Origin of the sequence: Bradyrhizobium sp. 2TAF24 (assembly GCF_052115025.1) — a bacterium.
Taxonomy (GTDB): Bacteria; Pseudomonadota; Alphaproteobacteria; order Rhizobiales; family Xanthobacteraceae; genus Bradyrhizobium_A.
Genome location: NZ_JBFRFW010000010.1, coordinates 242,027 through 255,071 on the forward strand (window position 1 = coordinate 242,027; position 13,045 = coordinate 255,071).

At 66.6% G+C, this 13,045-nt stretch carries 14 protein-coding genes and 1 pseudogene; 11 read left to right on the top strand and 4 right to left on the bottom strand.

Going from position 1 to position 13,045, the window contains the following annotated elements; genetic code table 11:
* From AB4Z37_RS17505 to AB4Z37_RS17520, 4 genes are read left to right on the top strand one after another with little or no spacing between them, the layout of a single operon-like run.
* Complete coding sequence (locus tag AB4Z37_RS17505; RefSeq protein ID WP_441518012.1) at positions 1-723, top strand: PIG-L deacetylase family protein; 723 nt, start codon at positions 1-3, stop codon at positions 721-723.
* A complete protein-coding gene (locus AB4Z37_RS17510) occupies positions 720-1,412 on the top strand; it encodes a 4-carboxy-4-hydroxy-2-oxoadipate aldolase/oxaloacetate decarboxylase (RefSeq protein WP_441518013.1) in 693 nt (230 codons plus the stop codon). Before AB4Z37_RS17505 ends, AB4Z37_RS17510 begins: the two co-directional genes overlap by 4 nt.
* Positions 1,413-1,440: 28 nt before the next feature.
* A complete protein-coding gene (locus tag AB4Z37_RS17515) occupies positions 1,441-2,403 on the top strand; it encodes a tripartite tricarboxylate transporter substrate binding protein (protein ID WP_441518032.1) in 963 nt (320 codons plus the stop codon).
* 24 nt (positions 2,404-2,427) lie between these two features.
* Positions 2,428-3,297, top strand: coding sequence for a hypothetical protein (locus AB4Z37_RS17520; RefSeq protein ID WP_441518014.1), 870 nt, complete (start codon positions 2,428-2,430; stop codon positions 3,295-3,297).
* 332 nt (positions 3,298-3,629) lie between these two features.
* Here AB4Z37_RS17520 and AB4Z37_RS17525 read toward each other — a convergent pair whose 3' ends face one another.
* The 3 genes from AB4Z37_RS17525 to maiA are packed head-to-tail and all read right to left on the bottom strand — an operon-like array spanning position 3,630 to position 5,969.
* Positions 3,630-4,826, bottom strand: coding sequence for a 3-hydroxybenzoate 6-monooxygenase (locus tag AB4Z37_RS17525; protein ID WP_441518015.1), 1,197 nt, complete (start codon positions 4,824-4,826; stop codon positions 3,630-3,632).
* A gap of 11 nt (positions 4,827-4,837) precedes the next feature.
* The gene (locus AB4Z37_RS17530; protein WP_441518016.1) at positions 4,838-5,347 is read right to left on the bottom strand and encodes a MarR family winged helix-turn-helix transcriptional regulator; all 510 of its coding nucleotides are present in this window, start codon (positions 5,345-5,347) and stop codon (positions 4,838-4,840) included.
* Positions 5,337-5,969 carry a maleylacetoacetate isomerase gene (maiA, locus tag AB4Z37_RS17535; RefSeq protein WP_441518017.1) on the bottom strand — a complete coding sequence of 211 codons (633 nt, stop codon included), beginning with the start codon at positions 5,967-5,969 and terminating at the stop codon, positions 5,337-5,339. Before maiA ends, AB4Z37_RS17530 begins: the two co-directional genes overlap by 11 nt.
* A 111-nt stretch (positions 5,970-6,080) precedes the next feature.
* On the opposite strand from maiA, the gene gtdA reads away from it, so the two are divergent.
* The 7 genes from gtdA to AB4Z37_RS17570 all read left to right on the top strand — a co-directional run bounded on the left by gtdA (position 6,081) and on the right by AB4Z37_RS17570 (position 12,774).
* A complete protein-coding gene (gene gtdA / locus AB4Z37_RS17540) occupies positions 6,081-7,124 on the top strand; it encodes a gentisate 1,2-dioxygenase (protein WP_441518018.1) in 1,044 nt (347 codons plus the stop codon).
* Between the two features lie 9 nt (positions 7,125-7,133).
* Positions 7,134-7,823, top strand: a complete 690-nt coding sequence (locus AB4Z37_RS17545; RefSeq protein WP_441518019.1) for a fumarylacetoacetate hydrolase family protein — start codon at positions 7,134-7,136, stop codon at positions 7,821-7,823.
* A 105-nt stretch (positions 7,824-7,928) separates the two neighbouring features.
* Positions 7,929-9,101, top strand: a complete 1,173-nt coding sequence (locus AB4Z37_RS17550) for an ABC transporter substrate-binding protein (RefSeq protein WP_441518020.1) — start codon at positions 7,929-7,931, stop codon at positions 9,099-9,101.
* A 301-nt stretch (positions 9,102-9,402) separates the two neighbouring features.
* Positions 9,403-10,275: a branched-chain amino acid ABC transporter permease gene (locus tag AB4Z37_RS17555; RefSeq protein ID WP_441518021.1), complete on the top strand. Its 873-nt coding sequence runs from the start codon at positions 9,403-9,405 to the stop codon at positions 10,273-10,275.
* A gap of 18 nt (positions 10,276-10,293) precedes the next feature.
* Positions 10,294-11,322 carry a branched-chain amino acid ABC transporter permease gene (locus AB4Z37_RS17560; protein ID WP_441518022.1) on the top strand — a complete coding sequence of 343 codons (1,029 nt, stop codon included), beginning with the start codon at positions 10,294-10,296 and terminating at the stop codon, positions 11,320-11,322.
* On the top strand, positions 11,319-12,062 hold the full coding sequence (locus tag AB4Z37_RS17565; protein WP_441518023.1) for an ABC transporter ATP-binding protein: 744 nt from the start codon (positions 11,319-11,321) through the stop codon (positions 12,060-12,062). The genes AB4Z37_RS17560 and AB4Z37_RS17565 overlap by 4 nt, the downstream gene beginning before the upstream one ends.
* A gap of 7 nt (positions 12,063-12,069) precedes the next feature.
* Positions 12,070-12,774 carry an ABC transporter ATP-binding protein gene (locus tag AB4Z37_RS17570; protein WP_441518024.1) on the top strand — a complete coding sequence of 235 codons (705 nt, stop codon included), beginning with the start codon at positions 12,070-12,072 and terminating at the stop codon, positions 12,772-12,774.
* A gap of 135 nt (positions 12,775-12,909) precedes the next feature.
* Here the strand turns inward: AB4Z37_RS17570 and AB4Z37_RS17575 are convergent.
* Positions 12,910-13,045 (bottom strand): annotated as a pseudogene (locus AB4Z37_RS17575) (IS481 family transposase); the annotation flags it as partial.

The following is a 13,045-nucleotide window of genomic DNA, read 5'->3' on the forward strand; positions in this document are numbered from 1 at the left end:
ATGGCCACCACCAAGACCGGCCTCGTGGTCACCGCCCATCCCGGCGATTTCGTCTGGCGTGCGGGCGGCGCGATCGCGCTGCATGCCAGAAAGGGCTATCGCGTCAAGATCGTCTGCCTGTCGTATGGCGAACGCGGCGAGAGCCAGTTCGCCTGGAAGGAGGCGGGGGCGACGCTGGAGAAAGTCAAGGCCGGCCGGCGCGACGAGGCCGAGCGCGCCGCCGCGGTGCTCGGCGCCGAGATCGAGTTCTTCGACGTCGGCGACTATCCGCTGCGCCTCAAGGAGGAGCATTTCGACCGCATGGTCGATGTCTACCGCGAGCTCAACCCGTCGTTCGTGCTGACCCACGCGCTGGAGGACCCCTACAATTTCGACCATCCGACCGCCGCGCACTTTGCCCAGGAGACCCGCGTGGTCGCCCAGGCGATGGGCCACAAGCCCGGCGCCAAGTACACTTATGCGGCGCCGCCGGTGTTCCTGTTCGAGCCGCACCAGCCCGAGCAGTGCAACTTCAAGCCCCAGGTGATCCTCAACATCGACGAGGTCTGGGAGCAGAAGCGCCGGGCGTTCGAGGTCCTCGCCGCGCAGAAGCATCTCTGGGAGTACTACACCCGCGTCGCGCTCAACCGCGGCGTCCAGGGCGGCCGCAACGCCGGCACGCCGATGACCTATGGCGAGGCGTATCAGCGGCTGTTCCCGGCCGTGGTGGGAGAGCTGGCATGAAGACCGTCGTCGTCAGGAATATTGCGCGGGCGGACGAAGCCTCCGTCAGGACGCTCGCCGGCCTCGGCGTCTCCACCGCCCACGAGGCCTACGGCCGCTTCGGCCTGATGCAGCCCTATATGCGTCCGATCTGGCCGGGCGCGGAAGTGGCCGGCACGGCCGTCACCGTGCTGGCGCAGCCTGGCGACAACTGGATGCTGCATGTCGCGGTCGAGCAGTGCCGCAAGGGTGACATCCTCGTCGTCGGCTGCACCACCGAGAACCATGACGGCATGTTCGGCGAGCTGCTCGCGACCTCGCTGGTCGCGCGCGGTGTCGTCGGCCTCGTCATCGACGCCGGCTGTCGTGACATCAAGGCGCTCACCAGGATGGGATTTCCGGTGTGGTCGCGCGCCATCTCCGCCAAGGGCACGGTCAAGGCGACGCTCGGCGCCGTCAACGTGCCGGTGGTGTGCGCCGGCGCGCTGGTGACGCCGGGCGACGTGGTGGTGGCCGATGACGATGGTGTCGTGGTGATCCCGCGCGCGCAGGCCGCCGAGGTTGCCGCAAAAGGCCTCATGCGCCAGTCCGAGGAGGAGGGCAAGCGGGCGCGGCTGGCGTCCGGCGAACTCGGCCTCGACATGTACAGGATGCGCGAGACGCTGCAGAAGGCAGGGCTCGTCTATGTCGACCGGCCGGAAGACGTCTGACAGCGCGGAGGCTGGGATGGCGGCGATCATGCGACCGTGGCTGGTGGCGGTGCTGTGGCTCGGCCTGATCGGCGCGGGCTCCGCATGGGCCGAGCCGTTCCCGTCGAAGCCGGTGCACATCCTCGTGCCCTATGCCGCGGGTGGGGCGGTCGACATCCTCGCCCGCACCCTTGGCCAGGTGCTGGCGAAGACATGGGGCCAGCAGCCGATCGTCGACAACCGGCCCGGCGCCGGCGGCATCGTCGCATCGCAGGCGCTGACCCAGGCCGCGCCGGACGGCCATACCCTGATCCTGGTGGCGAGCGGCCATCCGCTCAACCAGTTCTTTTATCCGTCGCTGCCATACGACACCTTCCGCGACTTCACGCCGATCACCGAGATCGGCTATTCGCCGCTGGCCCTGATCGTCGGCAAGGACATGCCGGCGAAGACGCTGCCGGAGCTGCTGGCGGCGCTGCGGCAGAAGCCGGAGGCTTTCTCGTACGCGACCTCCGGCAACGGCACCTCGGCCCATCTCGCCGGCGAGCTGCTCAAGCACATGGCCGGCGTCGACATGACCATGATCCCGTTCCGCGGCGGTGCGCCCGCGGTCACCGCGGTGATGGCGGGTCAGGTGCCCATCGGCATCAATCCGCTCGCCGAGGTGCTGAGCCAGGTCGAGAGCGGCACGGTGCGCGCACTCGCGGTCAGCACGGCGACGCGGTCGCGGGTGCTGCCGGACGTACCAACCATCGCGGAGCAGGGCGTAGCCGGTTACGACACCGCGGTGTGGTGGGGTGTGCTCGGTCCTGCAGGGATGTCGCCCGATCTCGTCGCGCGCATCAACCGCGACATCGTCGCCGCGTTACGGGAGCCGGACGTCATCGAGCGTTTCAGGAGTCTCGGCGCCGAGCCGGTCGGCAGTTCGCCGGCAGATTTCGCCGCCTACATGCATGCCGAGGCCGATCGCTGGGGGCCGATCCTGAAGGCCGCCAACATCAGGATGCAATGACGATCCTTGTCGGGAGAGTGGACCATGACTGACCCCAAACGCCTGCGCGTCCTGCTTGGCGATCATCCGGGAACGAAGGCGCTCAAGAGCGGCGAGGTGGCCTCCAGCCGCGTCGCGTTCGATTTCGCCGACTACACGCCGACCAACAAGGGCTTCAAGCCGATGGTGCGGCAGCAGGCGTTCGACGTCTCGGAAATGGCGCTCGTCACCTACCTGATGGCGCGCGACCACGGCAAGCCGATGGTGCTGTTGCCGGCGACCGTGATGGGGCGTTTCGCCCATGCCTCAGCGCTCTACAACGCCGAGCGGGGGCGACTGACGGTCGCGGATCTCGCCAGCAAGCGCGTCGGCATCCGCTCCTTCACCACCACCTCCGGCGCCTGGCTGCGTGGCATTCTGGCCAATGATCATGGTGTCGATCTCGATGGCATCGAATGGATCACCTACGAGGATCCCCATGTCGCCGAGTACCGGGACACGACGACCCGGGCGCCGGCGGGCAAAACCATCCTGCAGATGCTGATCGACGGCGAGATCGATGTGGCGCTCGGCGAGACGTCGAGCGATCCGCGCCTCAAGCCGCTGTTCGCCGATCCCGATGCCGAGGCACGGGCGTGGTATGCAAAGCATGGCGTGATCCCGATCAACCATGTGGTGGTGGTCAGCCAGGCGCTCAATGACGGCGATCCGGAGACGGTCCGCGAGGTCTATCGCCTGCTCAAGGAGGCGAAGGCACACGCGCCCGCGACGACGCCGGACACCACGCCATTCGGCCTTGCCGCCATGCGCCCGGCGCTGGAGCTGATAATCGCCTACGCCGCCCAGCAGAAGCTGATCTCGCGGGGATTTGCGGTGGAGGAGCTGTTCAGCGACCTGACGCGTGGATTGGCGTGAGCGTCGTTGCCGTAGCTCGGATGAGCGAAGCGACATCCGGGTGATCTTGCACCTGAAAGCCCCGCATATCGCTGCGCTCATGCGGGCTACAGGGCATCAGTCGATAGGCTAAAGCTGTGCTTCAAATTCTGCGTCATCACCGGGCCGGCGCGCAGCGCCGAGACCCGGTGATCCAGCTTCAAAAGCTCTCACGTGTGGTGAGTTAGCTGGATTGCCGGATCAAGTCCGGCAATGACGCGGTGGGTGTGGCGTGCCGCGAACATGAACCGTGTAGTTGCACGGCAAGCCAACGCACGGCGTTGAGGTGGCTTGACTGCCAAAAATCCGCCCGCTCACTCCCCAAGCCCCGTCCCGCCATACAGCCACGCGAGATGGTCGTAATAATCCTCCGACGACTTCGCGCGCATGATCTCGTTGCGCAGCACGGCATGGGCGCCGGCTGGGTGGTAGATGTGCTCGCCGATGGCGCGCGACTGCAACTGCACGCGGGCGGTGCGCACCATGCGCTGCTTGCGGTAGACCTCGAGCGCGGTGGCGTGGTCGTTCGGATACTTGTCGAGCATGTGCGACAGGCAGACGGCATCTTCCAGCGCCATGCAGGCGCCTTGCGCGAAATACTGCATCATCGGATGGGCGGCGTCGCCGAGCAGAGCGACGCGGCCATCGATCCAGGTCTCGACGGGATCGCGATCACACAGCACCCACAGCTTCCAGTCCTTGCCATGGCGGATGATGTTTTGTGCCCGCGGATGGACGTGATGAAAACCCTTCATCACCTCGTCTTCCGACACCGGCTTGCCGGCGACCGGCTCGGGGGCGTCGTTGTGGTAGGTCACGACCAGGTTGAACACCTTCCAGCCGGACAGGGGATAGTGCACGATGTGGCACTTCGGGCCGGCCCACAGCGTTGCCGCGTTCCAGCGCAGGTCCTCCGGCATCTGCTCGGTCGGGATCACCGAGCGGTAGGTGGTATGGCCGGACACCCGCGGCGCGCCGTCGTTGACCACCTTCTTGCGGATGTTCGACCACAGACCGTCGGCGCCGATCAGCAGCGAGCCGGTGACGGCATCGCCGGAGGCGAGGCGGGCGGTGACGGAGGAGCCGTCCTGGTCGTAGCCGACCACCTCGCTGTTGACGCGCAGCTCGATCAGGTCGTTGGCCTGGCAGGTCTTCAGGAACACGCCATGGAGGTCGCCGCGGTGCACGACGGCGTAGGGATTCTTGAAGCGCGAGCGGAACGCCTCGCGCAGGTCGATGTGGGTGATCTCCTCGGCGGTCAGCGCATCCATCAGGCGGAGCTGGTCGACGTACACAGCCATGCCGCGCGCGGCCTCGCCGACGCCGAGATAGTCGAAGGCATGGAAGGCGTTGGGGCCGAGCTGGATGCCGGCGCCGATCTCGCCGAGGGCGGAGGCCTTTTCCAGCACGATGCTGCGGATGCCCTTGCGCGCGAGGCCGACCGCGGCGGCGAGCCCGCCAATGCCTCCACCTGCGATCAGTACGGGACGTGCGCCGGTGTTCGTGGTCAAGGATGCCTCCGTCAGGTTGTCTTCTTGAGATGTTCGACGGCGTCCTCCGCCCGCAGCGGGACGCGGGACACCTCGTTGTTGAGATCGACGAGCTGGATCAAAAGCCCCAGCAGCGTCTTGCGGTCGGCTGGCTTCAGCGGCTGCAGCATGCGCGCCTGGGCGCGGTCGACTGAGGCCATCACCTCACGCAGCAGCGCAGCGCCGCTTGTGGTGAGGTGCAGCAGCTTGACGCGCTTGTCGTCGGCGCCGGGCTTGCGCTGGATGTAGCCCTTGGTCTCCAGCCGTTCCAGCACGCTGCCGAGCGTCGAGCGGTCGAAGGCGATCACCGCCGACAGCCGCGTCGCATCGATGCCGGGATGGCTGCGGATTGCCACCAGCGCGGCGTACTGCACCGGCGTCAGGTCGAACGCCTTGCACTCTTCCATGAAGATGGATACGGCGATCTGCTGCATCCGCCGGAACAGGTAGCCCGGCTTGGTGTAGACGTCGTCCATCGAGGGATGGTCGTCCTTATTCGGCATCGGGCTGACGATCGGGTGCGGCGTCGGCAAACGCCTTGAGGGATTTTGTCGCGGCTTCCGCCGTCATCAGCCGCGGAAATTTTTCCACCGCAACGCCGAAGCGCCGGGCATTGGCGAGCTGCGGCACGAGGCAGAGGTCGGCGAGAGTGGGGGCGTCGCCGAAACAGAACGGGCCTGTCTCATGGGCGATCAGCGCCTCGCAAGCTTCGAGGCCATCCTGGTTGGCCCAGGCCGCCCACGCGGTGACTTGTTCTTCCGGCAGGCCGAGCTGGCGCAGCCGCGCCAGCACTTTCAGATTTTGCACCGGATGGGTGTCGCAGGCGATCGCCATCGCGAACGCGCGCACCCGCGCGCGCTTCAGCGGATCGGCCGGCAGTAGCGGCGGTGTGGGATGGGTCTCGTCGAGCCATTCGATGACGGCGAGCGACTGCGTCAGCACATCGCCCTGATCGTCGATCAGGGTCGGAACGAGGCCCTGCGGGTTGAGCTTGAGGTAGTCGGGCGCGCGCTGCTCGCCCTTGCGCAGGTGATGGGGGAGGTGTTCGACCGTCAGGCCCTTGAGATTGAGGGCGATCCGCACCCGGTACGACGCGCTGCTGCGGAAGTAGCCATGCAGTTTCATCAAGTGTCTCCCTGGAGCTTTTTGTCGCGCGTCGTTTGTTTGATGATTGACAGTACACATTCGATCAGTATGCTGTCAATAAATCACGACAAGAAACCCGGGAGGCTGATCATGGATCACGCCATTCAGAAGACACCTGAGCGCGAAGCTTTTTACCGCAGGATCGATGGCGAGAACCTGTCGGCGCTGTGGAATGTGATGGGCGATCTCATCACGCCGCAACCCAAGAGCCCGTGCCGTCCGCACCTCTGGAGCTTCGATGCAATCCGCGCCTACATGGTCGAGGCCGGCGGTCTCATCACCGCGAAGGAAGCCGAACGGCGGGTGTTGATTCTCGAGAACCCCGGCCTGCGCGGCCAGTCCAAGATCACGACCTCGCTTTATGCCGGCGTGCAGATGGTGATGCCGGGCGAAGTCGCGCCGGCGCATCGTCACACCCAGTCGGCGCTGCGGTTCATCCTCGAAGGCAAGGGGGCCTACACCGCGGTGGATGGCGAGCGCACCACGATGGAGCCCGGCGATTTCGTCATCACCCCGTCGATGACCTGGCATGATCACGGCAACCAGACCAGCGAGCCGATGTTCTGGCTCGACGGTCTCGACATCCCGGTGGTGCAGTTCTTCGATGCCTCGTTCGCCGAAGGCTTGGCCGAGGACCAGCAGCCGATCACCCGTCCCGCCGGTGACAGCTTCGCGCGCTATGGCCACAACCTGCTGCCGGTCGATCTCAAGCGGACGTCGAAGACGTCGCCGGTGTTCAACTATCCCTATGCCCACACCCGCGAGGCGCTGGAGACGGCCAGGAACAACAGCGAGTGGGATCCCTGCCACGGCCTCAAGCTGCGCTACACCAATCCGGCGACCGGCGAGTTCGCGATGCCGACCATCGGCACCTTCATCCAGCTGCTGCCGAAGGGCTTCTCCACGGCGCGCTATCGCTCCACCGACGCCACCGTGTTCGCGCCGATCGAGGGGCGGGGACGCTCGCGCATCGGCGACCAGGTGTTCGAATGGGGCCCCCGCGACGTCTTCGTGGTGCCGAGCTGGCACTGGGTGACCCACGAGGCCGACGAGGACGCCGTGCTGTTCAGCTTCTCCGACCGGCCCGTGCAGCAGAAGCTCGACTTGTTCCGCGAAGACCGCGGCAACGCCTGAGGACCACGAATGACTGACTACGTTTTCAATCCGCCCGTGCCGCCGACGGTTGCCGTCGCCGGCGAGACGGCGCGGTTTCCGGTGCGCCGCGTGTTCTGCGTCGGCCGCAACTACGCCGCGCACGCCCGCGAGATGGGCAAGGATCCGGATCGCGAGCCGCCGTTCTTCTTCACCAAGCCGGCGGACGCGGTGGTGGACAGCGGCGTCACCGTGCCGTACCCGCCGGAAACCAGCAACTTCCACTACGAGATCGAGCTGATCGTCGCGATCGGCCGCGAGGCGTTCGACGTCAGCCGCGAGGCGGCGCTCGACCTCGTGTACGGCTATGGCGTCGGCATCGACCTGACGCGGCGTGACCTGCAGTTCGAGGCGCGCGACAAGGGCCGCCCGTGGGACTGGGGCAAGGCGTTCGACCAGTCGGCGCCGATCGCGCCGCTGCATCGCGTTCGGGATGGCCAGCATCCGGCCAAGGGCCGCATCTGGCTCGCCGTCAACGGCGCCGTGAAGCAGGATGCGGACCTCACCGAGCTGATCTGGCCGGTGCCGGACATCATCTCGATCCTGTCGCGCTCCATGGTGCTCAAGCCCGGCGACCTGATCATGACCGGCACGCCCGCGGGCGTCGGCGCCATCGTGAGGGGTGACAAGGTCACCGGCGGTATCGACGGCCTCGGCGAGATCGCCATCACCATCGGCTGATGCGGCGGGCGGCGCATGGCGTCGCCCGTTCGTTCCGACCACGACACACCAAGCAACGAGGGCTCCGCGCCAAGGGGCCCCTCACTCACGGAGGAGGGTATAGTGATGAAGACGACCGTATTCGCCGCGGCTGCCGCCGCCCTGCTGCTGGGCACCGCGGGCGCCATGGCGGCGGACCCGATCAAGATCGGGTTCATCTCGACGTTCTCGGGGCCGTCCGGCCAGCTCGGCCAGGAACTGCTCGACGGCTTCAAGCTCGGCATCAAGAGCACCGGTGGCACGCTCGGCGGCCGTCCGGTCGAGGTCGTGCAGGGCGACGATCAGGCCAAGCCGGACGTCGGCCGCCAGCTTTCCGACAAGATGATCGAGAGCGACCGCGTCGAGATCATCACCGGCATCAATTTTTCCAACGTGATGCTGGCTGTGGCCAAGCCCGTGCTGGATTCCGGTGCGTTCGTGTTCAGCGTCAACGCCGGGCCGTCGCAGTACGCCGGCAAGCTGTGCAACCCGCACTATTTCAACGCCTCGTTCCAGAACGACACGCTGCCCGAGGCGATGGGCATCTATCTCCGTGAGAACAACGTCAAGCGCGTCTACCTGATGGCGCCGAACTATCCGGCGGGCAAGGACTTCCTCGCCGGCTTCAAGCGCACCTTCAAGGGCGAGATCGCCGGCGAGGTCTACACCGCGTTCGGCCAGCTCGACTACGCCGCCGAAATCGCGCAGCTGCGCGCGGCCAAGCCCGACGCCGTGTTCTTCTTCTATCCCGGCGGCATGGGCATCAACTTCGTCAAGCAGTACGCCCAGGCCGGCCTCAAGGACCAGATCAAGCTGTATGGCCCGTCGTTCTCGCTCGACCAGACCGTGCTGCCCGGCATGGGCGATGCCGCGGTCGGCGCGTTTGCCTCCGCGTTTTGGACCGAGGACTTCGACAACGCCGCCAGCAAGAAGTTCGTCGCCGACTTCGAGGCCGCCTACGGCCGCGTGCCGTCGCCGAACGCCGCCAACGCCTATGACGGCGCCCGCATGCTCGACGCCGCCCTCAAGACGATCGGCGGCAAGATCGAGGACAAGGCCGCGTTCCAGAAGGCGCTGGAGACCGTCAAGTTCGACAGCGTGCGCGGCAACTTCAAGTTCAACACCAACCATCACCCGATCCAGGACTCTTACCTGTCCGAGATCATCAAGGACGCCAAGGGCCGCCCCGGCATGAAGCGGCTGGAGCTGATCAAGGCGGATCAGGCCGATTCCTATGTCGGCGAATGCGCGATGAAGTAAGGTCCCGCGAGGCGGTCGGCTTGATCCGTCACCCTGAGGTGGACAGCAACTCGGCTTGCCGCGTTGCGTTCCTTGTCAAGACGCCAGTCGGGTAAACCCAACTTGCGTTGCGCAGCGAGCCCCTCGAAGGCGACGACCCGGGCCGCCGCTTAGCGGCCGTTCATCCTTCGAGGCTCGCGGAGACTGTCATCGGGCCGCGCCTCGCGTGGACCCGTTAGCTCGCACCTCAGGATAACGGTTAACTGGGTTCGAGCGAACACCAAATAAGTGCGCGGCCGCGAATGGCCTTTTGGAGGTTGTGATGGGTGCTGCGCTGTTCATCGAACAGTCGCTCAATGGACTGCAACTCGGGGTGCAGCTGTTCCTGATGGCGGCCGGCCTGACGCTGGTGTTCGGCATCATGAACATGATCAACCTGACCCACGGCTCGCTGTTCATGGTCGGCGCGTTCCTCGCGGCCGCCGTGCTGGCGCGCACAGGGAGTTTCGTGGTGGCGCTCGTGGTCGCCGTGCCGGCCACCGCGCTTGCCGGCGCGCTGCTCGAAGCCGCGGTGCTCCGGCGGTTCTACCACCGCGGCCATCTCGACCAGGTGCTGGTGACCTTCGGCCTGATCATGGTGCTCAACGAGGTCGTGCGCATGATCTGGGGCGCCGTGCCGGTGCCGATGGCGCTGCCGGCGCTGCTGTCCGGCGCGGTCACGGTGGCGCCCGGCGTCGTCTATCCGAGCTTCCGTCTCGCCATCCTCGGTGTCGGCATCATCGTCGCGATCGCGCTCTATTTCATTGTCGTCCACACCCGCATCGGCATGTGGGTGAGGGCAGGGGCCAGCAACCGCGATATCGCCTCCGCCATGGGCGTCAATGTCGAGCTGATCTTCCTGCTGGTGTTCGCCGCCGGCGCTGCGCTTGCGGGGCTCGCCGGCATCATGGCCGGCCCGATCAGCGCGGTGCAGGTCGGCATGGGGGAGCCGGTGCTGATCCTCGCCCTCGTCGTCACCGTGATCGGCGGTATCGGCTCGATCAAGGGTGCGTTCATCGCGGCCATCCTCATTGGCGTCGTCGATACCTTTGGCCGTGTGCTGCTGCCGCCGGCGCTCGGCAGCATGCTGATTTTCATGATGATGGCCGCGATCCTGGCATGGCGGCCGCGCGGCTTGTTCCCGGTCCATAGCTGATGAGACATGGTTGAGCCGATGTCCGAACAGACCCTTGTCGCGGCGCTTCCCGCCGCTCCCCGCCGGCCGTTCGCCGATCTCGCCGCCATCGCGGTGCTGATCGTGCTCTTGGCCCTCGTGCCGCTGGCCGCGTCCTGGCTCGGCAACCCGTTCCTGATCAAGATCGGCACCCGGATCGTGGTGTTTTCGATCGCCGCCGTCGCGCTCAACCTGGTGCTCGGTTTCGGCGGTCTGGTCAGCCTGCTGCATGCCGGCCTGTTCGGCATTGGCGGCTATGTCGTCGGCATCATGGCGTTCCATGCCGATGCCGGCGATCTGTTTCTCGGCGTGTTGCCGGGCTCCGGCGAACTCGCGCTGGTGCTGCCGCTGGCGATGCTGGTGTCGGCGGGCGCGGCCGCGCTGATGGGCGTGATTTCGCTGCGCACCAGCGGCTCCTACTTCATCATGATCACGCTCGCCTTCAACCAGATGCTGTTCTACTTCTTCATCGCGCTGCAGCAGTATGGCGGCGAGGACGGCCTGCAGATCACCACGGACCTGACGCTGTTCGGCCGCTCGGCGACGGGCCGCGTGCCGTTCTTCTACGGCTGCCTCGTGGTGCTTGCGATCGTGCTGGTCGTGCTGCAGCGCCTGATCGACAGCCGTTTCGGCATCGTGTTGCGCGCAGCCGCCCAGAACGAGCGGCGGTTGACCGCGCTCGGCATTCCGCCGCTGCGTTACAAGCTCGCGGCGTTCGCGCTGTCCGGCGCGATCGCCGGTCTTGCCGGCGCGCTGCTCGCGGCAGGGCAGCAGTTCATCAGCCCGGCCGATATGTCATGGGTGCGCTCCGGCGATCTCGTCGTGATGTGCGTGCTCGGCGGCATGGCGGTGGTGTGGGGGCCGGTGATCGGCGCCGCCGCCTTCCTGGTGCTGGAGATCGTGCTGTCGGGCTGGTCAGTGCACTGGCAGCTCGCCTTCGGCCTGTTCATCATCGCGGTGGTGGTGACGCTGCGCGGCGGTCTTGTCGATCTGCTGCGGCTCGTGACCGGACAGGGGAGCGCACGATGACCGAGCCGCTGCTGCAGGTGAAGAAGCTCGTCAAGCGCTTTGGCGGGCTCGTTGCCACCAACAACCTCGATCTCGACGTTCAGCCGGGCGAAACCCTGGCGCTGATCGGGCCGAACGGCGCCGGCAAGACCTCGCTGATCTCCCAGCTCCAGGGCGACCTGACGCCGGACGAAGGCACGATCCGTTTCGGCGGCCGCGACATCACCGCCGAGCCGGCGCACCGCCGCGCCCGCATCGGACTTGCGCGCTCGTTCCAGATCACCTCGGTGTTTCCGGAGTTCTCGCTGCTCGGCAATGTCGCGGTTGCGATCCAGGCCCGTGCAGGCCACAGCTTCCGCTTCTGGCGCAACGTTCATCGCGATCCATCCTTGACCAGTCCGGCGCGCGAGGCACTCGACGTCGTCGGCCTGTCGCAGCCCGAGCGCCGTGCCGCCGATGTCTCCCATGGCGAACGCCGCCAGCTCGAGCTCGCCATGGCGCTGGCGATGCAGCCGCGCCTGCTGCTGCTCGACGAGCCGATGGCCGGCATGGGCCGCGAGGACAGCGCGCGCATGACGCGGCTGCTCTCGGACCTCAAGCGGCACTACGCCATCCTGCTGGTCGAGCACGACATGAACGCGGTGTTCGCGCTCGCCGACCGCGTCGCCGTTCTGGTCGCGGGCCAGGTGATCGCCACCGGCAGCGCCGACGCCGTGCGGGCGGACCCGCAGGTGCGGGCGGCCTATCTCGGAAAGAAATGAGGCGCCCATGCTGCTGGAGGTCTCCAATCTCACCGCCGCCTACGGCCCGAGCCAGGTGCTGTTCGGCATGTCGCTTGCCATCGCTCCGGGCGAGGTGGTGACGCTGCTCGGCCGCAACGGCATGGGCAAGACCACGACCGTGCGCACGCTGTCCGGCCTGCTGCCGATCCGCTCGGGCAGTATCCGTCTTGCGGGCGAGGCGATCGACCGTCTGCCGCCGCACCGCATCGCGCGGCTCGGTCTTGGCCTCGTGCCGGAAGGCAGGCACATCTTCCCGAACCTCACGGTGCGGGAGAATTTGCTGATGGCTGCGGCCAATCCGCTGCGCGCCGCCGATCCCTGGACCATGGACCGGGTGATCGAGTTCTTCCCGCGGCTCGGGGCGCGGCTGGCCAATGGCGGCAACCAGCTGTCCGGCGGCGAACAGCAGATGCTGGCGATCGGCCGGGCGCTGATGACCAATCCGAGCCTTCTGGTGCTCGACGAAGCGACCGAAGGTCTCGCGCCCGTGATCCGTGAAGAGATCTGGGCGCGCCTCAAGGCGCTCAAGGGGCAGGGCCTCGCGATGCTGATCATCGACAAGGAGGTCGATGCCCTCGGCGAGTTCGCCGATCGTCACTACGCCATCGAGAAGGGCGAGGTGATCTGGAGCGGCGACAACGCCGCGCTGCTCGCCGACGACAGCATTCGCGCCAAGTTCTTGGGGATCTGACGAGGGCCCTGCGCCAGGCAGGTGATGCGCATCCTGACATTCTGCGTCATCACCGGGCCGACGCGAAGCGTCGTGCCCCGGTGATCCAGCTTTCTTTTATTTCATCGTGAGAAGCTGGATTGCCGGGTCAAGTGTTCAGTCCGGGGACATGGCCGACACCCGTTCGGAGACATCACCGACACTTTTTGAGCCCGTCAAGTCGATGGTGGCGACCTGATGGGCAGCGAAGAACACGCCGTATTGCCCGTCAGCCGCGATCGGCCTGATGGCC

Excerpts from the sequence above, each read along its gene's own strand:
- AB4Z37_RS17505 (WP_441518012.1), top strand. The coding sequence starts at position 1 with ATGGCCACCACCAAGACCGGCCTCGTGGTCACCGCCCATCCCGGCGAT.
- AB4Z37_RS17510 (WP_441518013.1), top strand. The coding sequence starts at position 720 with ATGAAGACCGTCGTCGTCAGGAATATTGCGCGGGCGGACGAAGCCTCC.
- AB4Z37_RS17515 (WP_441518032.1), top strand. The coding sequence starts at position 1,441 with ATGCGACCGTGGCTGGTGGCGGTGCTGTGGCTCGGCCTGATCGGCGCG.
- AB4Z37_RS17520 (WP_441518014.1), top strand. The coding sequence starts at position 2,428 with ATGACTGACCCCAAACGCCTGCGCGTCCTGCTTGGCGATCATCCGGGA.
- AB4Z37_RS17530 (WP_441518016.1), bottom strand. The coding sequence starts at position 5,347 with ATGCCGAATAAGGACGACCATCCCTCGATGGACGACGTCTACACCAAG.
- maiA (WP_441518017.1), bottom strand. The coding sequence starts at position 5,969 with ATGAAACTGCATGGCTACTTCCGCAGCAGCGCGTCGTACCGGGTGCGG.
- gtdA (WP_441518018.1), top strand. The coding sequence starts at position 6,081 with ATGGATCACGCCATTCAGAAGACACCTGAGCGCGAAGCTTTTTACCGC.
- AB4Z37_RS17545 (WP_441518019.1), top strand. The coding sequence starts at position 7,134 with ATGACTGACTACGTTTTCAATCCGCCCGTGCCGCCGACGGTTGCCGTC.
- AB4Z37_RS17550 (WP_441518020.1), top strand. The coding sequence starts at position 7,929 with ATGAAGACGACCGTATTCGCCGCGGCTGCCGCCGCCCTGCTGCTGGGC.
- AB4Z37_RS17555 (WP_441518021.1), top strand. The coding sequence starts at position 9,403 with ATGGGTGCTGCGCTGTTCATCGAACAGTCGCTCAATGGACTGCAACTC.
- AB4Z37_RS17560 (WP_441518022.1), top strand. The coding sequence starts at position 10,294 with ATGTCCGAACAGACCCTTGTCGCGGCGCTTCCCGCCGCTCCCCGCCGG.
- AB4Z37_RS17565 (WP_441518023.1), top strand. The coding sequence starts at position 11,319 with ATGACCGAGCCGCTGCTGCAGGTGAAGAAGCTCGTCAAGCGCTTTGGC.
- AB4Z37_RS17570 (WP_441518024.1), top strand. The coding sequence starts at position 12,070 with ATGCTGCTGGAGGTCTCCAATCTCACCGCCGCCTACGGCCCGAGCCAG.